Annotated in this window: 25 protein-coding genes; 18 read left to right on the top strand and 7 right to left on the bottom strand. The window is 61.7% G+C overall.

What is annotated here, in order from left to right:
* The first annotated feature begins 111 nt into the window (after positions 1–111).
* From ACYKG1_RS10765 to ACYKG1_RS10715, 11 genes are all read left to right on the top strand, one after another.
* Positions 112–1980, top strand: a complete 1869-nt coding sequence (locus ACYKG1_RS10765; RefSeq protein ID WP_012480217.1) for a copper resistance system multicopper oxidase — start codon at positions 112–114, stop codon at positions 1978–1980.
* Positions 1977–3245: a copper-binding protein CopB gene (locus ACYKG1_RS10760; protein WP_005413421.1), complete on the top strand. Its 1269-nt coding sequence runs from the start codon at positions 1977–1979 to the stop codon at positions 3243–3245. The genes ACYKG1_RS10765 and ACYKG1_RS10760 overlap by 4 nt, the downstream gene beginning before the upstream one ends.
* 12 nt (positions 3246–3257) lie before the next feature.
* Entirely contained in the window at positions 3258–4028 is a 771-nt protein-coding gene (locus tag ACYKG1_RS10755) for a c-type cytochrome (RefSeq protein ID WP_005413420.1), read from the top strand.
* Positions 4012–4557: a nuclear transport factor 2 family protein gene (locus ACYKG1_RS10750; protein WP_478472655.1), complete on the top strand. Its 546-nt coding sequence runs from the start codon at positions 4012–4014 to the stop codon at positions 4555–4557. The genes ACYKG1_RS10755 and ACYKG1_RS10750 overlap by 17 nt, the downstream gene beginning before the upstream one ends.
* Before the next feature lie 14 nt (positions 4558–4571).
* Positions 4572–5096: a DUF411 domain-containing protein gene (locus ACYKG1_RS10745; protein WP_012480214.1), complete on the top strand. Its 525-nt coding sequence runs from the start codon at positions 4572–4574 to the stop codon at positions 5094–5096.
* 70 nt (positions 5097–5166) lie between these two features.
* Positions 5167–5517 (top strand): four-helix bundle copper-binding protein, encoded by a 351-nt coding sequence (locus ACYKG1_RS10740; RefSeq protein WP_012480213.1) that lies wholly within the window; start codon positions 5167–5169, stop codon positions 5515–5517.
* A gap of 178 nt (positions 5518–5695) precedes the next feature.
* Positions 5696–6079 carry a copper homeostasis periplasmic binding protein CopC gene (gene copC, locus ACYKG1_RS10735; protein ID WP_005413416.1) on the top strand — a complete coding sequence of 128 codons (384 nt, stop codon included), beginning with the start codon at positions 5696–5698 and terminating at the stop codon, positions 6077–6079.
* A 10-nt stretch (positions 6080–6089) separates the two neighbouring features.
* Positions 6090–7019 carry a copper homeostasis membrane protein CopD gene (gene copD / locus ACYKG1_RS10730; protein WP_017354978.1) on the top strand — a complete coding sequence of 310 codons (930 nt, stop codon included), beginning with the start codon at positions 6090–6092 and terminating at the stop codon, positions 7017–7019.
* Between the two features lie 247 nt (positions 7020–7266).
* Positions 7267–9402, top strand: coding sequence for a copper-transporting P-type ATPase (locus tag ACYKG1_RS10725; RefSeq protein ID WP_478472732.1), 2136 nt, complete (start codon positions 7267–7269; stop codon positions 9400–9402).
* 28 nt (positions 9403–9430) lie between these two features.
* Entirely contained in the window at positions 9431–9706 is a 276-nt protein-coding gene (locus tag ACYKG1_RS10720) for a hypothetical protein (RefSeq protein ID WP_005413412.1), read from the top strand.
* 74 nt (positions 9707–9780) lie between these two features.
* Complete coding sequence (locus ACYKG1_RS10715) at positions 9781–10332, top strand: DUF305 domain-containing protein (protein WP_031269107.1); 552 nt, start codon at positions 9781–9783, stop codon at positions 10330–10332.
* A 29-nt stretch (positions 10333–10361) separates the two neighbouring features.
* On the opposite strand, the gene ACYKG1_RS10710 is transcribed toward ACYKG1_RS10715, so the two are convergent.
* A complete protein-coding gene (locus tag ACYKG1_RS10710; RefSeq protein ID WP_187756563.1) occupies positions 10362–10550 on the bottom strand; it encodes an arginase family protein in 189 nt (62 codons plus the stop codon).
* Positions 10551–10623: 73 nt separating this feature from the next.
* Here ACYKG1_RS10710 and ACYKG1_RS10705 point away from each other — a divergent pair, with 73 nt between their 5' ends.
* Both ACYKG1_RS10705 and ACYKG1_RS10700 read left to right on the top strand, forming a co-directional pair.
* On the top strand, positions 10624–10926 hold the full coding sequence (locus ACYKG1_RS10705) for a TonB-dependent receptor (RefSeq protein ID WP_223224793.1): 303 nt from the start codon (positions 10624–10626) through the stop codon (positions 10924–10926).
* A gap of 26 nt (positions 10927–10952) precedes the next feature.
* The gene (locus ACYKG1_RS10700) at positions 10953–11783 is read left to right on the top strand and encodes a DUF4198 domain-containing protein (RefSeq protein WP_005413408.1); all 831 of its coding nucleotides are present in this window, start codon (positions 10953–10955) and stop codon (positions 11781–11783) included.
* Between the two features lie 104 nt (positions 11784–11887).
* Here ACYKG1_RS10700 and ACYKG1_RS10695 read toward each other — a convergent pair whose 3' ends face one another.
* From ACYKG1_RS10695 to ACYKG1_RS10675, 5 genes are all read right to left on the bottom strand, one after another.
* Positions 11888–15028: an efflux RND transporter permease subunit gene (locus ACYKG1_RS10695; protein ID WP_021201836.1), complete on the bottom strand. Its 3141-nt coding sequence runs from the start codon at positions 15026–15028 to the stop codon at positions 11888–11890.
* Complete coding sequence (locus tag ACYKG1_RS10690) at positions 15025–16539, bottom strand: efflux RND transporter periplasmic adaptor subunit (protein ID WP_005413406.1); 1515 nt, start codon at positions 16537–16539, stop codon at positions 15025–15027. The genes ACYKG1_RS10695 and ACYKG1_RS10690 overlap by 4 nt, the downstream gene beginning before the upstream one ends.
* Complete coding sequence (locus tag ACYKG1_RS10685; RefSeq protein WP_170935783.1) at positions 16536–17840, bottom strand: TolC family protein; 1305 nt, start codon at positions 17838–17840, stop codon at positions 16536–16538. The genes ACYKG1_RS10690 and ACYKG1_RS10685 overlap by 4 nt, the downstream gene beginning before the upstream one ends.
* 73 nt (positions 17841–17913) lie before the next feature.
* Positions 17914–18309, bottom strand: a complete 396-nt coding sequence (locus ACYKG1_RS10680) for a hypothetical protein (RefSeq protein WP_005413404.1) — start codon at positions 18307–18309, stop codon at positions 17914–17916.
* A gap of 137 nt (positions 18310–18446) precedes the next feature.
* Positions 18447–18689: a heavy-metal-associated domain-containing protein gene (locus ACYKG1_RS10675; RefSeq protein WP_224482004.1), complete on the bottom strand. Its 243-nt coding sequence runs from the start codon at positions 18687–18689 to the stop codon at positions 18447–18449.
* 336 nt (positions 18690–19025) lie between these two features.
* Between ACYKG1_RS10675 and ACYKG1_RS10670 the strand changes: the two genes are divergently transcribed.
* The 5 genes from ACYKG1_RS10670 (at position 19026) to ACYKG1_RS10650 (ending at position 23295) form a co-directional block, all read left to right on the top strand.
* Complete coding sequence (locus ACYKG1_RS10670) at positions 19026–19298, top strand: BPSL0761 family protein (protein WP_019184714.1); 273 nt, start codon at positions 19026–19028, stop codon at positions 19296–19298.
* A 2-nt stretch (positions 19299–19300) separates the two neighbouring features.
* Complete coding sequence (locus ACYKG1_RS10665) at positions 19301–20242, top strand: SseB family protein (protein WP_049401588.1); 942 nt, start codon at positions 19301–19303, stop codon at positions 20240–20242.
* 172 nt (positions 20243–20414) lie between these two features.
* Positions 20415–21047 carry a hypothetical protein gene (locus ACYKG1_RS10660; RefSeq protein ID WP_021201832.1) on the top strand — a complete coding sequence of 211 codons (633 nt, stop codon included), beginning with the start codon at positions 20415–20417 and terminating at the stop codon, positions 21045–21047.
* A gap of 88 nt (positions 21048–21135) precedes the next feature.
* A complete protein-coding gene (locus tag ACYKG1_RS10655; RefSeq protein ID WP_031269101.1) occupies positions 21136–21567 on the top strand; it encodes an NIF family HAD-type phosphatase in 432 nt (143 codons plus the stop codon).
* A gap of 1098 nt (positions 21568–22665) precedes the next feature.
* Positions 22666–23295, top strand: coding sequence for a cyclin-dependent kinase inhibitor 3 family protein (locus tag ACYKG1_RS10650; RefSeq protein WP_306341171.1), 630 nt, complete (start codon positions 22666–22668; stop codon positions 23293–23295).
* A gap of 393 nt (positions 23296–23688) precedes the next feature.
* On the opposite strand, the gene ACYKG1_RS10645 is transcribed toward ACYKG1_RS10650, so the two are convergent.
* Complete coding sequence (locus ACYKG1_RS10645) at positions 23689–25167, bottom strand: SulP family inorganic anion transporter (RefSeq protein WP_062167456.1); 1479 nt, start codon at positions 25165–25167, stop codon at positions 23689–23691.
* Positions 25168–25421 lie beyond the last annotated feature (254 nt).

Below are 25421 nucleotides of genomic sequence, written 5' to 3'. Positions count from 1 at the left end.
GTCCCTAGGCGCCGCAATGGCGCCGTTGGTGTGGCTTGCATGCCTGTTTAGGCCAGCCGCCCGCTCTGTACCACCGCCCGCCGGTGGCAACACGACGCTTGGAGCATTTTCATGTCGCATGATGATTTTCGTGGTCCACGCGGTGGACCGCTGCTGCCTTCGCGGCGGCGATTTGTCCAAGGCTTGGCCTTGGGAGGCGCAGTCGCAGGATTAGGTTTCTGGCCCAAAGCCAGTTGGGCGCTCAAGGGGCCGGGACAACCCAACGTACTATCGGGCACTGAGTTTGACCTGACCATTGGCGAGACGCCGATGAACTTCACCGGCAAGACCCGCACCGCGATCACGGTCAACGGGTCCGTTCCGGCGCCGTTGCTGCGGTGGCGGGAAGGCACCACGGTCAACTTGCGCGTCTCTAATGCATTGCCCGCTAACTCCATCCATGGCGCGGACACCTCCATCCATTGGCACGGCATCATTTTGCCGGCCAACATGGACGGCGTGCCGGGTCTGAGCTTTGACGGTATCGGACGTGGTGAGACCTACCACTACCGGTTCACCCTGCATCAGGGCGGAACCTACTGGTACCACAGCCACTCAGGGTTCCAGGAACAAGCCGGGCTCTATGGCCCGATCGTCATCGACCCATTGGAGCCGGAGCCATTCAGTTTCGATCGCGACTACGTCGTGATGCTGAGCGATTGGACAGACCTGGACCCGACGGCCCTGTTCGATCGTTTGAAGAAGATGCCGGGCCATGACAATTACTACAAGCGCACGGTCGGCGATTTTGCGCGCGATGTGAAGCGCAACGGCCTGTCGGCCACGTTGGAAGATCGCAAGATGTGGGGCGTGATGCGGATGACGCCCACGGACCTGTCCGACGTCAACGCCAACACCTACACCTACCTGATGAACGGCACGACCTCACTGGGCAACTGGACCGGTTTGTTCCGCAGTGGCGAGAAGGTGCGCCTGCGTTTCATCAATGGCTCTGCCATGACGTACTTCGATGTGCGTATTCCGGGGCTGAAGATGACCGTGGTGGCGGCAGATGGCTTGTATGTCCATCCGGTTTCCGTCGACGAGTTCCGCATCGCGGTAGCAGAAACCTTCGATGTGATCGTGGAGCCCTCCGGGCAGGACGCATTCACCATCTTTGCCCAAGACTCCGGTCGCACCGGCTACATCAGCGGCACGCTCGCTGTGCGCGAAGGATTACGCGCGCCCGTTCCGTCTGTGGATCCCCGGCCGCTGCTGACGATGGCAGACATGGGCATGGATCATGGGTCGATGGATATGTCTGGCGGCAGCAAGGGCATGGAAGGCGGCTGTGGTGCGGCCATGGGCATGCCTGGCATGACCCCACCTGTCAGCGGTAACGCGACCTCGGCCCATGCAGGCCATGCGATGCCCGCCGCCGGCGATGGTGCCATGGCAGGCATGCAGCACGGGGGCATGCAATCACACCCTGCTAGCGAGACCAACAATCCCCTGTTGGACAACCAAGCCATGAGCGTGAGTTCGCGCTTGGATGATCCGGGCAATGGCCTGCGCGATAACGGCCGTCATGTGCTGACGTATTCCATGCTCAAGAGCACCTTTGAAGACCCTGACGGACGCGACCCCGGTCGCGAGATCGAGCTGCATCTGACCGGACACATGGAGAAATTCTCCTGGGGCTTCAACGGTCAGAAGTTTTCCGATGTCGAGCCGCTGCGGCTGAACTACGGCGAGCGTATGCGCATCGTATTGGTTAACGACACGATGATGACCCATCCCATCCATTTGCACGGCATGTGGAGTGACGTGGAGGACGACAACGGCAACTTCATGGTGCGCAAGCACACGGTGGATATGCCGCCAGGTAGCCGACGCACGTATCGCGTGCGTGCCGATGCGTTGGGCAGCTGGGCGTTCCATTGCCACCTGCTTTATCACATGGAAGCCGGAATGATGCGCACGGTGAGGGTCGACGAATGAACATCAATAGACGCGATACCACCCTGACTGCGCTGACGGCTATCTCGCTGGCCCTGGCCAATGCGGCCAGCGCCCAATCTATGCAGCACGGCTCCATGCAGATGGAGCAGGGCGCGCAGACCCAGACTCAGGATCACTCTGCACATCAGGCACCGACATCAAAACCTGCGCCAGCCCAAAAGCCTGCAACACCGGCCAAGACGAGCGAAGCGACGATCGATCATGCGGCGATGGGCCACGCCGAGCCGCAGGCTAACGCAGCCGAGCCTGCCATGCAGGGCATGGACCATTCGCAGATGGGGCACGGCTCGCCCGCGAGCACACCTGCGGCGCCCACAGCGCAGGCGCAGTCGATGCAGGGCATGGATCACAGTCAGATGGCACAGCCCGCTGCAGCCGACACCTCCGGCACGGCCACGCCTGCGATGCAGGGGATGGACCATTCGCAGATGGGCCATGATTCGCCCGCGCCCGCTACACCAGAAGCGGGAATGCAATCGATGGAGGGCATGGACCACAGTCAGATGGGACACGGGCCTGCAGCGCCAACGCAGCCGCGCACCCCGATTCCCGCGGTGACGGACGCGGATCGCAAGGCGGCCATCGCGCCGGAACACGCGCATCCGGTGCATGACAACTCGATCAAGAGCTACGTGCTGCTCAATCGCCTGGAAACCTGGGATGCCGATCCGGGCACCGGGCTGGGCTGGGAGGGCCAGGGCTGGATCGGTACGGACCTCAATCGCGTCTGGCTCCGCAGTGAAGGCGAACGCACGGATGGTCAGACCGAGTCGGCTGATCTGGAAGTGCTTTACGGCCGCAGTATCTCCACGTGGTGGGATGTGGTGGCCGGTGTGCGTCATGACTTCAAGCCTGGGGCATCGCAGAACTTCGCCGCTATCGGTGTACAGGGCTTGGCGCCGATGAAGTTCGAAGTGTCCGCCACAGCCTATCTCGGCGAAGGGGGCCAGACTGCCGCCAATGTCGAGGCCGAGTACGAATTGCTGCTAACCAACCGGCTGATCTTGCAGCCGCTGGTGGAAGTCACCGCCTATGGCAAGAACGATCCATTGCGCGGGATAGGTTCGGGTCTGAGTGCCGCTGAGGCGGGGCTACGACTTCGCTATGAGTTCACCCGAAAGTTCGCTCCCTACATCGGCGTGGTGTACGAGCGCGCGTTTGGCAATACCGCAGACATGCGACGCGAGCATGGCGAGTCCTTTGAAGACACGCGCTTGGTCATCGGCCTTCGTACCTGGTTCTAAGGGGAACTGACAATGAAATCCAACAAAAAGATGTGGGTATGGCTCGGTGCCGGCGTGGCATTGGTTGCGGTGGTCGCAACCGCCACGCTCTCTCTGGGCGTGTACAACGTGGCCGCCGACGATCCGCATAGTCGCCCGGTGTATGCGCTACTTGAAACGGCGCGCGAGCGTTCCATTGAGGTGCGCGCCGCCAAGCTTCAGCTACCCACGAACCTTGATGATCCTGAGCGTATCCGCCAGGGTGCGGGCAACTACAACGCCATGTGCGTGACCTGCCATCTTTCACCAGACGCGGCGGCCACCGAGATGAGCAAGGGCCTGTACCCCGCGCCACCGAACCTAAGCAAACAGCCGGTCGCTCCAGCTGAGGCGTTCTGGGTGATCAAGCACGGCATCAAGGCCAGCGGCATGCCCGCTTGGGGCGGCAGCATGGACGATGAGTTCATATGGAACATGTCGGCCTTCCTGCAGAAGTTGCCCACGCTGGACGCGACTGCGTACAAGGAACTTGTCGACAGCAGCGAGGGCCATTCGCATGGCGGCGGCGAGACGCAAGGCCACCATGACGACGAAAAGGCCGAGGATCACCCTGCCTTATTCGAGCCGGGCAACAACTCCATGCCGCATGCGCACCCGCCGGGCGTGGACGACGATCACCACGGCCCGACACCCAGCGACACGGAAGTCGGGTTGGTGAGCCACGGCCATCCCGACGGCAAGGTGGAGTCGCACCCTGCACCACACACGCCCGTGGCCGATGACGGCCATGCGCACCCCCATTGATCTTCTTGGAGCCCACGCAATGAACGCAACAGCAATCTCGTTCACCCTCGCACTGGCACTGGCCGTCGTGTCCCCCGCAATGGCGCAGGCGACACAGCCGCACGCACATCACCCCACTGCCGCGGCATCTGCGGACGTCGACGTCCCAGTCACTGCAGAGGCCGCGGTCGCCGTAGCGGAGCGTTTCAACAGGGCCCTGTCTAGCGGCGATCTGGCCACGGTCGAAGCCCTGCTCGCTGCCGACGTTCTCATCCTCGAGTCCGGGGGCGCCGAACGCAGCCGCGAGGAATACATGGGCCATCACGCAGTCAGCGATGCGGCGTTCCTCAAGGGCGCCCATCGCCAGCTGCTCCGTCAGCGCGCACGAGCCGCTGGCGAGTTCGCGTGGGTCGGAACCGAAAGCGAGTTGCATGCCCAGAAGGACGGCCAGCCACTGACCGTCCAGAGCGACGAGACGATGGTGCTGAAGGAGACCGCGGACGGCTGGCGGATCGTCCACATCCACTGGTCCTCGCGGACCAAGCGCTGAGTCGAGAGATTGAAATGACTACGCTCACATTGCACCGTCTGACTTTTGTGGTCCTTGCCGTGGCTGGTCTGGGTGCTTGCACCCAGGATGCTTCATCCGCGCAACCCACAACCTCGCCCTCCGCACAGGTTGTCGTCCAATCAGCCGACGCGACTCCAGCAGCCCTGCCACGCATGACCGTCCACAAGACCCCGACCTGCGGGTGCTGCGGTGTCTGGATCGACCACGTGCAGAAGGCGGGATTCACCGTGGATGTGCACGACATGGATGACCTGGGTCTGGTCAAGGAGCGGTTGGGTGTCCCCTATGCAAAGGGCTCCTGCCACACGGCCGAGATCGGCGGATACGTCATCGAAGGCCACGTTCCGGCCGCGGACATCAAGCGTCTCCTCGAAGAAAAGCCGAACGCACGCGGCCTGGTCCTCCCAGGGATGCCGCTTGGTTCTCCGGGCATGGAGGTCCCGGAGGGACGCCAGCAGCCGTTCACGGTCGAGCTGATACATCGCGACGGAACCACCGAACCGTTCGCACAGCACTGATCCGTCGCAGCAACAGGGGACGGTGTTGCGGGCGCGCCGATTCTCGCCCGCGAGGAAGAAGGAGAACTACATGACTCACCATTCCGCAGCACACCGGCCCCAGGCCATGAACGAGTGCATCGACAACTGCACGCAATGCCATGCGATCTGCCTGGAGACCATCAACTACTGCCTGACCAAAGGAGGTGTTCACGCGGCCCCGGAGCACATCGCCCTGTTGGCGACGTGTGCCGATACCTGCGCAACCAGTGCCGACGCGATGCTGCGCGGTGCCAGCGTTCACGACGTGGTTTGCGGTGCCTGCGCGGAGATCTGCCGCCAGTGCGCCGATGCATGCGACGCCATGAACGACCCTGAGATGACGCGCTGCGCCGAAGTTTGTCGCCGCTGCGCGGAAAGCTGCAGCGCCATGGCAGCGTAATGCGTCGAGGATCCCGCCTGAGCCGGTGGGATCCTCGTCTCGCGAAAGCGGAAGTATCAAGAAAATCCGACAAATCGTGGTTTCAGTGACAGTCCGACATCTAACGCTTGTCGCATCGAACACAGCGCGGCCCCTCCCGAACGGGCTTTGCATCACATTCCAATGAGGATTTATCCATATGAAGTCGTCCAACGTCATTCGCTCCTTCGCGCTCGTCCTCGCAATCGCGGCCGGGCAGTTTTCGCTGCAGGTCGCGCACGCCCACGCCGCGCTGCAGCAGTCCACACCGGCGGCAAATGCGGTGGTGGCCTCGCCAGGCCAGATCGATCTCGTGTTCAACGAGACATTGATTCCGCGGGCGTCGCGTCTCAAGTTGCTCATGAAGCACGGCAGTTCCACCATGCCGATCGAGAATTTCACGACCGAGATCGTCAACAACGGCAAGACCCTGCGTGCCAAGTTGCCTGGACCGCTGGCTCCGGGCGTCTATACCGTGGAATACCGCGCCGTCGGTGGTGACAACCACCCCATGCCGGGCAGCTTCAGCTTCACGGTGCGCTGAGGAGTCGCGAATGTTCGACCTGTCGGCTTATGCACTGAGATTCTTGGAATACCTTGTCATCATGGTTCTTTTCGGGGTTCCACTCTTCGGTTGGTACGGGTCGCGTCGATCGGCACTCGCCGACGCCTTGGCCGGGTGGTCACTCATGGGCGTTCTATTGGCGGGTGCCGTAGCCGGTCTCGTGCTCACCGGGCTCGATGTCGTCTTCAAGACCGCGGGCATCATGGGAATGCCGCTTGCCGAGGTTGATCGCGCATCGCTTGGCTGGTATCTGCTCGAGACGTCCGCGGGCCGGGCAGCCATGGCGAGAGGCGCGCTGCTGGTCGCCCTGATGTTCGTGCTCGGATGGCATCGTCGCCGCGGGAAGGTGGAGACCGCCTTCCCGCTGGGGGCGATGCTGGCGGGCGGCGCACTCGCTTCGCTGGCATGGAACGGCCACGCCGCCGCTGGCGAGGGCTTGGCAGGCGCGGTCCGGCTTGCTGCAGGCATCGTCCATCTTCTCGCGGCAGGCGGCTGGATCGCAGCGGTCCTGATGTTCCTTGCCATGCTGCTGCGCGGCAAAGAGACGAACGGCAGCGGGCGTCTGCGATCAACGCATGACTTTCTGCATGGTTTTTCGACGCTGGGAACGATCTTCGTTGGTGCGCTCATCGTGTCCGGCATCGCGCACTACGGGGATCTCACCGCGTGGTCGTTTTCGGCCCTGTTCCAGAGCACCTACGGGAAGTTGCTGCTTTTCAAACTGGCCCTGTTCGCTGGAATGCTGGGTTTGGGAGCGCTGCACCGATGGACGCTGGTGCCGCGCTTGGAACGAGCGCTGACCAGCGGAGATCCCGCGCAGGAGGTGCGGGCTTTGCGGCAGAGTGTTACGGCTGAGGCCGCGCTGGCCATCTTGATCCTGATTGTTGTTTCAGTGCTCGGGACGCTCAGCCCCGAATAGCTGTGTAACCCGCAATGGCACACTGCCTTGGCAGTCCATCCCCACTAAAGCGAGCATCGGCATGAACTCACCGTCGTCCCATGACCATCACCATTCTGCAGGCGCAGCCCCTGTCGAGGCTGCGGATGGACGGGTCATCACCAATCCCGTCCGCTATACGGACGATGCTCCCCAGCAAGTTGAAGTGACCGCCCCAGCAGCGGTGGCCCAACCCAGCGGTACCCACGCCACGGTCTACACCTGCCCGATGCATCCGCAGATTCGTCAGCCAGGTCCCGGCACCTGTCCGATCTGCGGCATGGCGCTGGAGCCGGAGATGCCCTCGCTGGAGGAGGACGACAATCCAGAGTTACGCGATTTCACCCGAAGGTTCTGGTGGACGTTGCCTTTGACGTTGATCGTCCTGGTCTTGGCCATGCTGGGACACCGTCTGCCCGGCTTGTCCACGCAGGCGCGCACCTGGATTGAGCTCGTGCTGAGCGCCCCGGTGGTGCTCTGGGCGGGGTGGCCTTTCTTTGAGCGCTGCCTACAGTCCATCGGCAATCGCAGCCCCAACATGTGGACGCTGATCGGCATCGGCGTGGCCGCCGCGTTTGGCTACAGCGTGGTGGCCACCGTGGCACCGGACCTGTTTCCGGACTCTTTCCGCGAGCATGGACGGGTAGGGGTCTACTTCGAGGCGGCAGCGGTCATCGTCTCGCTCACCCTGCTCGGACAGCTGCTGGAACTGCGGGCGCGTTCCAAAACCTCGGCGGCCATCAAGTCCCTGCTGGGATTGGCGCCCAAGACGGCTCGCCGCGTCAAACCCGATGGGGGCGAAGAGGACGTTGCGCTGGATCACGTGCACGTGGGTGATCTGCTTCGCGTACGACCGGGCGAGAAGGTGCCGGTCGATGGGGAAGTCATCGAAGGCCGCGCCAGTGTCGATGAGTCGATGCTGACCGGTGAACCCATTCCGGTGGAGAAGGCTGTCGGTGATCACGTTATAGGCGCCACGCTCAACGGGACGGGCGCCTTAGTCATCCGGGCGGACAAAGTCGGATCCGGGACGGTACTGGCGCAGATTGTGCAGTTGGTAGCCCAAGCCCAGCGCTCCCGCGCGCCGATGCAGCGTATGGCGGACAAGGTGGCGTACTGGTTTGTCCTGGCCGTGCTGGTCACGGCGGTGCTCACGTTCTTCGGATGGGGTCTGTTTGGACCCGAACCGTCCTGGACCTTTGCCGTCCTCAATGCCGTATCGGTTCTGATCATTGCTTGCCCGTGTGCCTTGGGTTTGGCTACCCCCATGTCGATCATGGTCGCCACTGGCCGCGCTGCGCAGGTCGGGGTCCTGTTCCGCGATGCTCAGGCGATCGAGCAGCTACGTCTGATCGACACGTTGATCGTGGACAAGACCGGTACGTTGACCGAGGGGCGTCCAGCCTTTCGCGACACGCTCTCCAACGCCGGCTTCGACGCCGATCAGATCCTTTGTTTGGCCGGCAGCTTGGAGCAGGGCAGTGAGCACCCCTTGGCCGAGGCCATCGTGGCTGAAGCCCAGCGACGTGGCTTGAACCTGGTGGCCGCCCAAGATTTTGATTCGCTCACCGGCGAAGGCGTCCGCGGGCGCGTGTCCGATCAGGATGTCGTGCTCGGCAACCAAAGCCTGATGGCGTCGGTTGGCGCCGATGTAGCACCTTTGCAAAGCAGCGCCGAGCGTCTTCGGAAAGAAGGCGCTAGCGTGATGTTCCTGGCGGTCAATGGTCGGTTGGCCGGCGCCATTGCGGTGGCTGATCCCATCAAAGCCACGACCTTGCCTGCCTTGAACCTGCTACGTGCCGATGGCCTGCACGTGGTGATGGCCTCCGGTGACGCACAGGCGACGGCCGAGGCCGTGGGGCGCACGCTGGGCATCGAGGATGTGCGTGGTGGCGTCAAGCCGCAGGACAAGGCCGACCTGGTCCAGCAACTCAAAGCCCAGGGTCGTCGCGTGGCCATGGCTGGCGATGGCATCAACGATGCGCCGGCCCTGGCGGCAGCCGATGTGGGCATCGCGATGGGGACGGGCACGGATGTGGCCATGTCCAGCGCCCAGCTCACCCTGGTCAAGGGTGATTTGAGGCGCATCGTGCAAGCCCGTGCCATCTCGTCTTTGACGGTGGCCAATATGAAGCAGAACCTGGGCTTCGCCTTCGTCTACAACGCCATCGGCGTGCCTATCGCCGCCGGCTTGCTGTATCCCAGCTTCGGCCTTTTGCTCAGTCCGATGATGGCGGCCCTGGCCATGAGCCTGAGCTCGGTTTCGGTGGTCACCAATGCCCTGCGTTTGTCCGGCTCCACCGTTGTTGCCACCCCCCACCCTGACCGCGCCGATGAGCCTGCGCGCGGCCATTCCTGTCACTGATGGCTCATATCCCACAAGGAGTACTGCAATGAAGCGTTATGCCTCCCTCTCGATGATGGCCTTGTTCCTGATGGCGGGCGCGGCCTTCGCCGGCGGCCAGACCACCACGCCCACCACCGACCACGGTCAGCACAAGCCGGCGGCGGCCGATGCCGATTTCACCAAGCTCGATGCCAACAAGGACGGCTCGCTGTCCAAGGAAGAACTGGCCAAGCACAAGCTGGCGCCGCACTTTGGCATGCTCGATAGCAACAAAGATGGCAAGCTGAGCCCGCAGGAATTCGCTGCCGGCAAGGGTATGTAAGTGTTCTCAGCCCGGGAGCTGTTCCAACAGTTCGCGGGTTCTTCCGCCGTTCTGCCATTCCCACGGAGATTGTTATGTCCTCTTCGCACGGTACGCACGAAAACGCGCAAGACCCGCAGTCCCAGCACGCAAAACCGCACGCCTCACACCAACCTGCCCACCAGGCACAACAAGGGCATCAAGGCCATTACGGCCGCCTGTTGTTGATGATGGGCCTGTCTTTCGTGGCCATGTACGCATTGATGTACGCAATGGTCGATCAGTGGGCTAACGTCTATAACAACGTGAACCAGTTCTACATGGCGGGCCTGATGGCCGCTCCCATGCTGCTGATCGAGCTGTGGCTAATGTCCAGCATGTACCCCGATCGCCGACGCAATCTGATTCTGGCTGGTCTGACGGTGGCGTTCATGCTGTTCTGCTGGTGGGGCATTCGCACTCAAGCAGCGGTCACTGACAAACAGTTCATCCGTTCGATGATTCCCCACCACGCTGGCGCCATCCTGATGTGTGAGGAGAATCGTCTGAAGGATCCTGAGTTGGTGAAGCTCTGCCAGGACATTATTACCTCGCAGACACAGGAGATCGCGCAAATGAAGCAGTTGCTGGCTGAGCGTTCCCATTAGCTCACTGCCTTTTGCCAGCCGATATCACTTCACTGAGCCTGCGCACTGACCATTCGGTGGATCAAACGCGCGGCCACACGTGCGGTGGCTTGATCCGGATCCAGGGGCGGACACAGTTCCGCCACGTCGACCACACGTACCTTGCCCGAGGCCATGACCAGATCCAGCAGGGCTTCCAGGACCTCCAGACTCACCCCGCGTGGGTTGGGGGCGCTCACGCCCGGGGCCACCACCATTGAGTACGCCGGCAAGATCACCAGCGGCTTGGGTAGCTACACCCAGTGGCGTGGCTTGGGCTCACTGCGTATGGGCAAGAACCGTTGGACCGGCGTCTATTCGGCGCAGTACATCGGCAGCGCGGACGACATCATCGCCGTGCCCGACACGATCGGCTCGCATGTGTCCAGCGTGGTGTACCACAGCCTGCAACTGAGCTACGGCATCAAGAAGAAGTGGGATATCTCCGCCGGCGTTGAAAAAGTGCTCGATAAGAAGGCGCCGTTCGTGAAGAACAACCCCAACACCGACACCGACACCATGACGTACGACTTGCTGGGTCGTCGCTGGAATGTCCGCTTTGGTTACCACTGGTAAGCCACGATCACGAGGAGCTACACATCATGAGAAACACGCAACTATCCGCCACACTACTGCTGTTCGCTGTGGCCGGCAGTGCCGGTGCGCACGACCTGTTTGTCGCTTTCTCCAAGCCTGGCACCGCAGCGGGCGAGGCGAACACAGCGTTGGTGAACAATGGCACCTTCGATGAAAGTGCAGGTGCAGTCACCCGAGCGCGTCTACAGGACGTTTCGCTGAGTCAGGGCGGCGCTAAGGCTGCACCGGACTTGGCCAGTTGGAAAGAGGTCGGCAAGCAGAGCCAGCTCACCGTGCATCCGGCGGGCGAGGGCACCTATCTGCTGGGGGTCTCGACGATGGCCTCCACCAGCACGCGTACGGCCAGCGAGTTCGGCAAGTACCTGGAGTTGGAAGACTTGCCCGATACCCTGGCCACCTATGATGCGAGCAAGTTTCCCAAAGGGGTCACCTATAGCTATACCAAGCATGCTCGTACCATTGGACAGGTGGGCACAAAACTGACCGACGATTTCGCTGCCTCGCTGGGCTATCCGCTGGAGATCCGCTTGGCCCGCAATCCTGGAAGCGTGAAGGTCGGCGAACAGCTGTCGTTCCAGGTGCTGCAGCAGGGCACGCCAGTGCCCAACCTACGCGTGTACGTCGGTCATCGTGCTGACGCACCGGTCAAGGGTGGGCACGGTAGCGCTACGCTCCTGCGCACCGATGCCCAAGGCCAAGCCAGTTTCCAGGTGACCACCGCCAAGACCTGGTACATCCACACCAATCACATTGTGCCCTCTACACAAAAGGGTTTGGATTTTGTGTCGGATCGGGCGTCGCTGAGCTTTGAGATTTCCCCGCACGCCGGGCACTGATAAGTAAGCATGTAGGCGGTACTCTCCCCTTTGACGCCAGTCATGACTTCTTCCATGACTGGCGTCTTTTTGTGGGGACTTACCTCAAGTGCTCAGTCTGTCTCTCATTGGTCGCCCCGCGCCGCGCGCAATCCACGTCGCCGCACTAGATAGAACGCTGCGGGAATCACCACCATAGAGAGCACCGGTGCGGTGAGCATGCCACCCAGCATCGGCGCGGCGATACGTTGCATGACCTCCGAGCCGGCACCGGCACCGACGAAAAGCGGAAACAACCCGGCCAGGATGACGGCTACCGTCATCGCCTTCGGGCGCACCCGTTGCACGGCGCCTTCGTAGATAGCCTCTTGCAGGGTAGACACATCTTCCGGCGCACCGCTGGCCAAGCGCTGCTCCCAGGCATGACGCAGGTACAGCAGCATGATGACGCCGAACTCAGCCGCAACGCCGCCCAGGGCGATGAATCCGATCATGCTGGCCACCGAAATCGCATGGCCCAGCCCCCAGATCAACCAGAAACCGCCCACCAACGCCAAGGGCAAGCTGAGCAGGATGATGGATACATCGCTAAGCCGGCGAAACACCATCCAGATGACCAGGAAGATGATCGCCAACGCCGCGGGCACCACCCATTGCAGGCGTGCCAAAGCCCGTTGCAGATACTCGTACTGCCCCGACCACGCCAGACCATAGCCGGCAGGCAAACTCACCTGGGTCTGCACCGCGGCTTGCAGGTCCTGGACCACCGATCCCAAGTCGCGATCGGCCACATCCACGTAGATGTAGCCCACCAACCGGCCGTTATCGCTCTTGAGCATCGGCGGGCCTGGGCTGATTGACAGCTCCGCCACCTGGCTCAAGGTCAGTTGCACACCGCCTGGCGCGATCAGCGGCAGATCCTGCAAGGCCTGCAACGAGTCACGCTGGCCACGGGGGTAGCGCAAGACGATGGGATAGCGTTCGCGCCCCTCGATCGTTTCCCCGATTGGATCACCGCCAACGACCGTGGCAATCAGTTGCTGGAGTTGGCCTTGAGTGAATCCGTAACGTGCAGCGATTTCCGGGCGCACCTGTACATCGACATAGCGCCCACCCGTGACGCGTTCGGCCAGTGCCGAACTCACGCCGGGCACAGTCTTGGCCACCTGCTCGATCTGCTGGCTCAGGCGCTCGATCTGCTCCACATCGGGTCCGGAGACCTTGATCCCAATCGGGCTCTTGATGCCGGTGGCCAACATATCGATGCGATTGCGAATGGGCGGGACCCATAGGTTGGTCAGACCGGGAATCTTGACCGCTGCGTCCAACTCCTGGCGTAGCTTCTGGGGGGTCATGCCCGGGCGCCATTGATCCCGCGGCTTGAAGGTCACGGTGGTCTCAAACATTTCGATCGGTGCCGGATCGGTCGCACTTTCGGCACGGCCCGCCTTGCCGAACACGTGCTCAACCTCCGGTACGGTCTTGATCATCCGGCCCGAGAGCTGGAGCAACTGACGGGCCTTGTCGGCGGACAGGCCGGGCAGGGCCGTGGGCATGTACAACAGGCTGCCTTCTTCCAAGGGCGGCATGAACTCACTGCCCAACCGGCTAAAGGGGATCAAGGTGAGCACTAGCAGCAGGCCGCTGAGCAGCAAGGTGACACCGGGATGTTTGAGGACCCACAGCAGGATGGGCCGATAGCCAGCGATCAGGATGCGATTGATGGGGTTCTGCTGTTCCGGGCGGATGCGGCCGCGGATCAGGTAGCCCATCAAGACGGGGATCAAGGTCACCGACAACCCTGCTGCGGCGGCCATCGCGTAGGTCTTGGTGTAGGCCAGAGGCGAGAACAATCGCCCTTCCTGCGCCTGCAGGGCAAAAACCGGCACGAAAGACAGGGTGATGACCAGCAAGCTGGCGAACAGGGCCGGTCCGACCTCGGCCGCCGAGCGGGCCATCAGCTGCCAGCGCTCCTCACCCTGAGGTTCCCGGCCGTGCGCCTCCCGCCAGTGCTCCAGATGCTTGTGTGCATTTTCGATCATCACCACCGCTGCATCGACCATCGCACCAATGGCGATGGCGATGCCGCCTAATGACAGCAAGTTGGCGGAGATCCCCTGGGCGTGCATCACGATGAAGGCCGCCAGGATACCCAAAGGCAGGGTGATGACGGCCACCAACGCCGAGCGTAGGTGCCACAGGAACAGCAGGCATACCAGCGCTACGACCAGAAACTCTTCGCCAAGCTTGTGGGTGAGGTTGCGTACCGCATCCTGGATCAGCTCGGAGCGGTCGTACACCGGCACCACTTCCACGCCCTCGGGCAAGCTGGATTGCAACGCCTGCAGTCGCGCTTTGACGTTCCAAATGGCCCCCAAGGCATCCTTGCCGGTCCGCAGGACGATCACGCCGCCGGCCACCTCACCTTGACCATCCAACTCTGCGATACCACGACGGAAGACCGGCCCGCGACTGATCGTGGCCACCTCGCCGAGCAGGACGGGGATGCCGTCGTTGCCGGTTACCGGCACCTGTTCGAACGCCTCCTGTGTGCGCAGGTAGCCTTCGCTGCGCACCATCAGTTCGGCTTCGCCTTGTTCGATCACCGAGCCCCCGGTAGCGCCGTTGGCCGCATCCACCGCCTCGATGAGCTCGGCCACCGTCAGTCCACGGGCCGCCAACGCCTGCGGATCGGGCTGGATCTGCCAAGCGCGCACCGCACCGCCCACACTGGCTACTTCAGCCACGTCCGGCACGGTTTTTAGCTCATAACGAAGAAACCAGTCCTGCAACGCACGCAGCTGCCCCACATCACGTTGACCTGTCCGATCCACCAAGGCGTACTGGTAGATCCAGCCCAGTCCTGTCGCATCAGGACCCAGCGCCGGATTCACATTCGGCGGAAGTCGATCGCGTACCTGGCTCAAGTACTCGAGCACTCGAGAGCGCGCCCAGTAAAGATCAGTGGCATCGTCAAACAGGATGTAGACGAATGAATCACCGAAGAAGGAGAAGCCGCGTACCGCCTTCACGCCCGGCACGGACAACATCGTGGTGGCCAACGGGTAGGTGACCTGGTCTTCGATGATGCGCGGGGTTTGCCCCGCCCATTGCGTGCGGATGATGACCTGGGTATCGGACAGGTCCGGCAGCGCATCCAGCGGCGTGTTCTTTACCGACCAGATACCGACCACCGCCAGCAGCGCGGCGGCAACCAGCACCAGCACGCGATTGGCGATGCAAGCATGGATCAGGCGCGCGATCATGGTGTGCCCTCCATCGCTTCGGACATGACCTCGCTTGCCTGGCAATCAGCGGCTGCGGCGGGGCCGAACTTGGGTACCAACTGCATATCCATGAACGGTGACTTGCCCGGCTTGTCGAAATGCTTCTCCGGCACCATCGGGTCATACCAGTACTGCACCGGGCAGCGCGGCGGCGTAGAGGTGGAGGTGTCTGGCGCGACAGGCGCCGGCTGTCTGGACGGTGACGGCACGACAGTGCGTGGTTCGTGCCCGGCGTCATGGCGCTCGTGCACACCTGATGCGCTGGCAGGGCGTGTCGGTTGTGCAGCACCCAGGCGCTCCAACGCACCGGAGAGACTGGCTTCGGAGTCGAGCAAGAACTGACCCGAGACGACCACGCGTTCACCACCGGCCAAGCCTGCCACGATCTGCGTGCGCCCTTGCACGCTACGTCCCACACTCACCCGCACTGGCCGGAAGCTCCCGTCCGGATCCTGCACGATGACCCGGCTGTCCCGCCCGGTGGCGATCAGCGCCTCCGTGGGAACGACTGGCAGGGCCTGCTCGGCGTCGGGCTGCACCAGAACCTCGGCGAACATGCCCGGCACCAGCCGACGCTGCGGGTTGCGCAGCACAATTCGCGCCCGCTGCGTGCGACTAGCCATGTCGACCTGGGGAAGCAACGCCTGGATCTGTCCGGCAAAGCGCTCTGCCGGCCAGGCACTGACCGTGGCCTGCACTGAGGTCCCCGGCCGCAAGGTGCCCAGCGCTGCCTGGGGTACCGAGGCCTCCAGCCACAACGTGTCCAGCCCATTGATCTTGAACAGTGGCGTACCGGGCATCACCGTCTGTCCCTCGCGTGCCAGGATCTCGGTCACGACACCACTGTGGTCTGCGCTAAGCACGACGCCACTTCTGGCCGAGGCGCCAGAAGGAACACCCAACGAACGCAACCGTTGTTGCGCCGCACCCTGCAGCTCACGCGCGCCCGCGGACTGAGCTTGGCTCAGGGCATGTGCTTCGGCGATGGCCGCGTTCCATGCCGGGGCCTGCACGGTGGCCAGCGTTTGACCACGACGAACCTCGGTAAACGGCGCCTTTACCTGCACGTGGGTGATCAAGCCTTCCATGCGCGCACTGATCACGCTTTCCTGGGTCAGATCCCACGTCAGTGTGCCCGGCACGCGTACGGCAGTCCCTAGTAACTCTACCGTCACTTCCTGAGTGCGTATGCCCACGTTCTGCTGCAGGCGCGGATCGATCTGCGTTCCGCCCCCTATGGCCTCATCTGCGTATTTGGGCAGCAACTCCATATCCATGAACGGAGATTTGCCCGGCTTGTCGAATCGCTGCTCCGGCGCCATGGGGTCGTACCAGTACAGCACCTTGCGTGCTTGATCTGCGACGCTCGTGCCGGGGGGCGGGGTGGTATCAGAGGTTCGAGTCATCCAGGCGTAGCCGCCGGCAAAGCCGAGCGCCAGCAACCCGAGGGCCACGGCGAGCTGTGTGAGACGCGTCTTGGTCGGGCTCATGGCGTGTTCTCCTCATGGGGTAGCAGATAGGCCAGTGCCGCCCAGGCACGGCCCTGTTCGCCCAGCAGACGGGCGTTCTCCAGGTGCAATTCGATCTCATCGCGCCGCGCTTCCAGCCACGGCTGCAGGTCGGCACCGGCGCCGTAGGCGGCCAACGCCGTGCGTGCACGATCGCGCGCCAAAGGCAGGCTCTGCGTGTTCTGGCGCTCCAACTGGCCGGTTAACCCGCGCCATCGCGCTATCGCGCGTTGCACCGACTCGGCTTGGATGCGCCGGGCCTCATCGCGCTCTGCGGACACCGCCTCCAGCTCGGCCCGCCGTGCCGCGATGCCTCGTGCTTGGCGGTTCTTCTGGAACAGCGGCAGGCCCACACCCACTTCCACCATGAGCATGTCGCTGCGCGCCATGCCGTCGGGTGCGCGCTCGCGACGTCCGTAGGTGAGCTCCACACTCCAATCCGGGCGGGTTTCGGCCACGGCCGCATCCACCTGGGCCTGGGCTAAGCTCTCGCGTGCCTCCCAGCCCAGTAGTGGCGTGTGTTGGTCCAGTTTGGCCAGCAGTTGGGTGGGCTCCAATGGCAACTGCGAAAAATCCGGTGCCGCACCACTGGCCAAGATCGCCTCTGGTGCAATACCCAACCACCGCGCCAGGCCGGCCTGCGCGGCGGCGTGCTCCGCATGTACCTGCTCCAGGCGATTGTCCAACTGCAGTAGGGCGGCCTGGGCGGCAAGCACATCACTGGCCCCGGCCGTGCCGCCTGCCAAGCGAGCACGCGCCGCACGCTCGGCTATACGGGCCGGCTCGCGCAGACCTTCCAACGCATCTACGGCTTGCTGCGTACTCCACAGCTCGATCCAGGCCAGCGCGGCCGCTTGGGCCACCATCTGCTGTTCGGCCATCGACAGTGAGCGCGCTTGCGCCAGCGTCGCTTGCGCCAACGCGTGCTCGGCACGTCGTTTCGCACGCGCAGGAAACTCCTGCATCAGACCGATTTGCTGGGTGGTCATCTCATCGGCCCGCAAGCTGAAGGCATCGGGTCCGCTGACGGGCCAGTTCGCCAGCCCCACGATCAAACGTGGGTCGGGAAGCGCGCCAGCACGCGCGGCTTCTTCGGTACTGGCATCGATCTGCGATCGGCGCACCTGCAGGGTTGGGGCGTTAGCAAGCGCCCGTTGTAGGGCTTCTGTGTAGCTGATCGGGATAGCGGGCGATGCCGCCAGCACAGGACCACTGAGCGCCAGGGCAAACACGAACCCACACGCCATCTTGCGCCTTGCACGCAAGAAGAAAGACATCTCCATAAGACCTCCGGGAAACGACAACGAGCGCGCTGCAACGCATGCAGCACGAGCACGGGTCAATCCAGGAGGGGGCTTAAATCAGCAGGCTACAGAAGCGCTGCAGGGGAGGCGGATCGGACACGCACACCGGAACATCCCGATACAACTGCGCGTGTACCGGTGGCAACAGAGCCTGCACCAGCGCGAAGGCGGCCAGCGCGGGCTGGTAAGGCACTTGAGGGGCCTTCGCATCGGCCGTGGCGATGTGATCGCGCTGGCAATGCTGGTCGCACAACGCCGGAGCATCGGGATCCGGCGTGGACATCTCTTCGCAACCGACCATCAGGGTCGCTTGTCCAGCTTCCACCGATTCCAGCGGACAGGCGTAAGCCACCAGCGCGAGTTGCTGCAGCAGCAGCGCCCACAGTCCCAGCCATGCCAGTCGGGCACGAGAACGGGGTCGCCGCCATCGCCTCAGCAGCCTCACCATGACAGCTCCCGCACGCCCGAAGCAGCGCCTGCGGACGCTGGGCAGATCAGGGCAGGGGACGTGCGAGCTCTCATGATGGCCAGTCTAGCCCTCTTGGGGCCGACTGTCATTGATCAGGATCAAGCCCTCGCGCGGACTCAGCGGTGGCATCCGCCGCAGCAGGAGGATGCGACGGCCGGGGCGGCCGGCGTACCAGCCTCAGAAGGGAGCACCGCAGCGATCACATAGCCTTGCCGCTGGATAGCCTCAACCGCCTGTTCTACGGCAAGCAGGCCCTCGATCTTGACCACGCCACTGCCCAGATCGACGTCCACCTGGGCGTGGGGGTCAAGGGCCTGAATGGCTTGGGTGACCGTTCGGACACAGTGACCACAGGTCATACCTTCAACAACGAGATTCATGGACAACCCTCCAAAAGCATCGGCGGTTTGCCGACGGCGTGACGATGAGCCTTCCCACGGTGGGAAGGTCAAACGACAGGCAAGTTGAGTGGTAATCCGTCCCGCGTTGTTGACCTTCCCATCATGGGAAGGCTCAGGCTACCTGCTCGTTCCTATTGGCCCTCACTCCATGGACATAACGCTCACTTATGCGAATTAAGTTATTGATTATATTACATTAATACAGGAATCGCAAGGTCTGTAGTTGCACCGTGCCCTGGCCGGCCACAAACGCGATAAGCTAAGCATTCCTTAGTGCTAGTCATTCTTGATGTCATGACGATGCCATCTGAGCGCACCCGCAATGTGCTGCAGGCGGGCGCGTTCCTCAGGCAGCTAGCGGCCAGCCAAGCCGTGCCTAAAGAGGTGCGGCAAGAGGCATATCGACTGCTGCGGCACTATCCAACCGTCAGCGACATCGAGGCGATTGCTGAGCACGAAGAGCGGCTGCGAGCGCTGACCCAGTCGGCCTTCGTACGACCCTACCTGAGCAGCGAGATCGAGGCGGATTGGTTCTCCGGGTACCCGCTCGGCCCTCATCGCATCTGACCATGAAGCAACCGAGCAGGCCGCGTGGAAGAGGGACTACGTCTGCGGAGACAGCGCTGGAGGCTTCCTTTGAACGGGCCCGCGACAGTGCGGCCGAGGAACGCGCATTCTTCAAGCGACTGATGGATGCGATCGTGTACGTGCATGCGCCCATCTCGGACGACGCGCAGACACTGCGGCTGGTCCAGTTCCGCCATCCTGACGGTTTCGATGCGATCCCTTTCTTTACCTCGCTCGACAAGGCGCAGGCGGCCAGCTCGTCTGCTGTCAGAATTCTGGGAGTTTCAGGCCGTGAGCTGCTAACCGGTACTCGCGGCGCGACGTTGATGCTCAATCCCAACTACGGCGGCGTTGTCCTGTACCCGGAAGAGGTTGCGACATTGTTGGATACGGGCTTTCTGGCCAGGGTGGAACGTCTGGCGCCGGCGGAGTTCGCGGTGAGACCTGCCCAGGCCGCGCCGGCTTGGCTCGCTCCGGCCATCAGCGGCAGCCTTGAGCACGCCGACTTCGTCTCGTCGGCCTATCTCCTGGAAACTCACTCGTCAGGGGGCGTCGAACAGCCTCCCGGTCTGTTGATCTGGCTGGTGGTGGACCTGGCTTTCGCCGAGCGGGCGGCTCGTCTGGTGACCACCGCCATACAGCCCTTATGCTCAGATTTGGACGTCATCATCGACTTGGCGGTCCACGACGTATCGCTGCCTTTGCCGGCGGGCTTGGATGATCCCCAGATCCTGCCCATATTTTTTCACGAGAATCAAGCCAACTTGAGCACAGCTCATCGGCCTATGAGCCCTGAAGATAAGCTACTAGCACTCCTTCCGGGATTGACCGAGGAAGAGAAGGAACGGCGGACCCGCGAGGGTATGGCCGACGTCGACGCTGGACGTACGATCCCGCACGAGGAACTACTGCAATGGATCAGGCGACGGTCAGAGCCTTCTTGAAGGTTTCCGTTGGGTCAGGAGCGTGGAAACTCTTGAATCCAATATTCAAGAAGGGCACGCGTGCCTGAGCAGTACTCCAGGAATGCCTGTGTCACGCGGCTTCTGGTTCAATCAAGCCTAGGTCTGTAATCCACGAACTGCCTGACGTCGAGGGGTGTTTCCTCGTTGAATCATGGTGTTAGAGACGATTCGGCTGTTTTTCTCACGAATCCCTGCCGACCTTCTTGAAAAACTGAACCAGACCTACCCAAACGCTTCCGTAAGGCAGGTGGTGAGAGGGCAGGTTAAGCACATCAGGGATAGCAATCCCAAGGAGATAGAAGCGCTACGACAGGAGGCCAACGATCAACTTCCTACTATCGCCGAGCTAAAGAGGGTCAGTGCGGTTGATCCAGAGTTCCGGATGGAAAACAGCTTCTTTGGGCCCAAGCCAGTCATCACCGCCCGCATCATCAACCGCTCAACACTGCCATTGAGCGAAGCGAGCTGGAATGCGGCGCTGTACATCAATGGCGATGTACAGCCTGTAGCCACGTCGAAGGTGCGCAGCGATTTCCGTTCCATCGAAGGCCTCAAGCCCGAACACCATGTTACGGCTCGATTCACTGTCGGATTCGTCAAGGGCGATAAGGCCTGGACCACCTTGGCAATTCGTCAAGCTACATCCACACGCGTCGAGCTGGAGATGATCCCTGAGACAGCAATGGACTTTACGGACAAAGCCTATCTAAGTGCCGATCTTCAGAAGCGCATTGATTTCCTTGAGAACCAACTCAAGCAAGCGAGCGAGTTCGAAGATGTCTGATGCTACCAAGCCCCGCCGGCGGATCACCCTCCGGCGGGGCTTGGTAGCGGTACCGACGTTCACCCCCGCCAAAGAGGACCATTACACAATGCGCCCGTCCATCCTCGCCTTGGACTTAGAAGGAACGCTGATTTCCAACGCTGTAAGCCAGATCCCGCGCCCGGGCCTCTACGAATTTCTGGAGTCGGCAAAGTCGCTCTTTGAGGGTCTAGTCATCTTCACCACAGTTCCGGAGCCTAGATTTCGCGAGATTGCCGACCTATTGGCTTGCGAAGGAGCGGCCCCGGGTTGGTTTGCCCGCTTGCCATACATAGACTGGACTGGGCCGACGAAGGATCTTGCCAACGTTTCCCAGCCCATCGGCTCTGCATGGCTACTAGATGATTACGCCCCCTATGTACAACCGGGACAGGAACATTGCTGGGTCCCGGTTCAACTGTTTTGTTCTCCTTACCCCGAGGACGACGCGGGACTGGACGATGCCATCGAGGCAATCCGTAAGCGACTGAACGAGTACTAGAGGGCCATCTCTTGGCCAGCGTCCAATGGGCCACAGGCTCGCCGGTCAACCAAGGTCCAGCGCTTCGTTGGAGAACCGTCGATATAGACCTGGGGGGGCGTTTACCGCGATAGAGTCCTGAGCCCCCTCAAACCATCTCATGGACCCGTGGCAGCTGGTCGGTCTACTCAGACTAGAAGCTAAAGCTGCCAACTGCCGCTAGGTTCCAGCCAGTACGCCATGCCCAGCGGCAGGAAAGTCTCCATTGCAACGTCCAGGATCAACGGCTGACGCCAACCCTGACCAGGCAAGAAGCAAAAATCCTTCCGGGCGAGGGTTCCAGCTTGCTCGCGTCCAGCTAACCAGATGCATCTGCGTTTTATCTCGCGATCAAGTGCTCGCCTCGCGGCATGCTCATCCAAACCGCTTTGTATGAACTCCGAGGCAGAATTTCGCATGCTCGCCCACAGCACGTAGCGCTTACGCCCCAAGCTGAGCGCATTCCATTCAGGCGATCCAATCGACTGAAGCCCGTCGCCTAGCTTCGGGTCCAACCGATGCTTCCGCAGAAGGTTTGCCAAGTACGCTCGAGCTTCGGTGGATGCCAGTGAAATTCCGAGATTCCGCCTCGCACTGGGCGTGCACTCAGCCGCCCACTGGGTGAGCGACCGGGTCAATGCCGACTCAAGGTTCAAGTCACTGCGAGACCACGGAGATTTGTAGGACCAAGCCAGGGGCTCATACAGAGATCTTGCGGCAAGCCGAGAACATTCGACTGGTTCGCGATGGAGGACGCGCAGCGTCGCAAGCGTGTCAAGTGCCTGCGAGGCCAACCCCTCAGCAGCTACCGGCGAACTAGCCGTTCTTGAGCGCTCTAGCGCGCACCACGCGCACGCAAGAAAGGGACCTATTGAACGAACGAAATTGTCCAGTTCTGGCCAGGGCGCGATGAGGGTCGGTTGGCTAACGACATAGGCCACACAGCCCTCAAATCGCGATACCAGTTGTCAGGATATCAACCTGCCCACAGACTGTCTATCTGACTTTCCGATATTGACCCTTAGGTGTTCTCTCCAGTTCAACGATATCTGAACATCCGATATCCTAGCCGTGCAGCGAATGAGCGGGGAGCGCCCCGGCGCACGACGCAGAACGTTACCGCATGTTGGGAGAGCCGAAATGATGCGCACCAGCGCTAGCCACCCGTTACTGATTGCAGAGTTGCCTGTTGGAGCCCATGGAGGCGGCATAGGGGTGACATTTGCGCCAGGCAAGTACCAGGAAGTCGCCATGACTGGAGCATGGGCGAGAGACCTAGATGTGGACGTCTCGGCTATTCAGGACTGGGGTGCCACTCACCTAGTCACCTTGCTTGAGCCTTGGGAGCTCAAGGACCTTCGAATCGAGAGCTTACCGGCGATAGTGGCGGGGAAGGGCATCTCTTGGCATGGACTGCCAATCACTGATGGAGCCGCACCAGACGACAGACTCCTCAAAGATTGGCTACAGCTAAGTGCTGAGCTCGTCGCTGACATGCTGAGCGGTCAAAGGATCGTGGTCCACTGCAAGGGGGGGTTGGGACGCGCGGGAACGGTCGCTGCCATGCTTTTGCTGCAGTCTGGCGAGGCCAAGCGGGCATCGGATGCCATCCACATGGTGCGGCATGCCAGGCCAGGCGCAATCGAAACGATTGCTCAAGAGGAGTTCCTAGAGTACTGGGCGCAGAGCCTTCACCCGGGCGGAGCTTGACCACTCAGGTGCGCAGTCAGGAACTCAAGGACGAGTTGCCTGTGGATCCAGAACTCGAGGGCTTCTTAGGTCTGGATCCAGAAATCGACGGCGTCTCCATAGTGGATCTTCGCGAGGGTTCAGGGCACATCAAAAATTCGCTGCCTCGAAAGCTAAGAACCTTGCTGTCGCACGAATCAGGGTCTTGTGCTGGGGCCGGACCAGCGCTATCGCTGACTAAGGCAGGGCAACCTGAGGTTCGGCAGGGAATCATTACGAACAAGGCCAGATTTGCGCTAAGCCATTGATATTACGCAGGCACGTAGGTGGAGACTTAGTCGTCGCTGCTAAAAGTTGACGCCGCGCCTCACAAGGTTCTAGGTGGGTGCCTAGCGGCACCCACCTATTTGCCGGTCAATGGCCAGACGATAGCGTGGCGCCCGGCGTTCGATGCTTGCCTAAGCGATCGACCAGCGTCTCACTCGCGTCGTTGAGACCATAGACCTCGACAATCGCGCCATGCTCACGCAGCTTCATTACCACCCGGTCCAGAGCGTCCACGGCGGTCAGATCCCAGAAGTGCGCATCTTTCAGATCGATGATGACGTCCTTGGGAACATCTAGATAGTTGAAGCTGCTCACGAACTGGCCAGCGGAGGCGAAGAACACCTGTCCCTTGACCACATAGACGCTTGACTCTGCGTCTACCTGGGTCATCTCGATGGTGAGCATTTTGCCAACCTTCCGGGTGAAGAACACTGCTGACAGGACGACGCCTGTCAGGACGCCCTTGGCCAGGTCGTGTGTAGCCACGGTGACTATCACGGTGCCAATCATCACCACTGACGAGCTCTTCGGATGGATGGCCAACTCACGCAGCGAGCGCCAGCTAAAGGTACCGATGCTGACCATGATCATCACCGCCACCAATGCTGCCATCGGAATCTGACTCACCAGGCCCGAGCCGTACACCACCAGCAAAAGCAGGACCACGCCGGCGACCAGGCAGGAAAGCCGGCCCCGGCCACCCGATGTGATATTGATCACCGACTGGCCGATCATGGCGCAGCCAGCCATGCCCCCGAAGAACCCGGTGACGGTGTTGGCTAACCCTTGGCCTGCACATTCGCGATTCTTCTGGCTCGGCGTCTCGGTCATGTCTTCCACGATCTGCGCCGTCATCAGCGACTCCAGCAGGCCTACCACCGCCAACGTCGCCGACACCGGCAGCAGAATCTGCAGCGTTTCCCAGGTCAGCGGCACGTTGGGGATCAGAAATACCGGAAGGCTGTCCGGCAGTTCGCCCATGTCGCCGACGGTGCGCACCTCAAACCCGAAGTACATGGAGGCAGCTGTCAAGACGACGATGGCCACCAAGGGCGAAGGAATCGCCTTGGTCAGCAGCGGCAATAGATAGATGATTGCCAAACCCACAGCACAGATCGCGTAGACCGGCCAAGGCATTCCGATCAGCTCGGGTAGCTGTGCAAGGAAGATCAAGATAGCCAGTGCGTTGACAAAGCCGGTGACCACCGAGCGTGATACAAAGCGCATCAGCGAGCCCAGTCGCATAGCACCGGCAATCATTTGCAGCACGCCTGCCAAGATCGTCGCCGCGAACAAGTACTGGATGCCATGATCCTTGACCAGGGTGACCATCAACAAGGCCATGGCGCCGGTCGCGGCCGAGATCATGCCAGGGCGACCACCGGCGATGGCGGTGATGACTGCGATGCAGAACGAGGCATACAAGCCCACTTTGGGGTCGACGCCGGCGATGATGGAAAACGCGATGGCCTCGGGAATCAGGGCCAGTGCAACGACGATGCCGGACAGTAAGTCGCCACGGATATTGCCGAGCCATTGCTGGCGCAGGGGATAGATTGCAGACATAGAAAATGATCTCCGCGCACGGCAGTACGCGCCAAACGAAGGAAACAGGCACCCTTTCCAGACGTTACTGTCTGGATCGCTCTTCAATCAGGCGTCAGGGTGGAGTCATCGCTGGTGGATCATCAGGTTAGAGAATCGATATTGTAAGTCTAGAGCGAAGTGTTGGCGAGCGGAGCAGAGCATAGGAAGGTGTGCGTCTCGCTCATATTTGCTACCGCTAGCGCCAGGCACGGCATATGATCCCAAGGTGTTAC

The sequence above is a fragment of the Stenotrophomonas sp. 85239_Sma genome (genome assembly GCF_056481725.1).
This window is presented reverse-complemented; position numbering and strand designations above follow the sequence as displayed.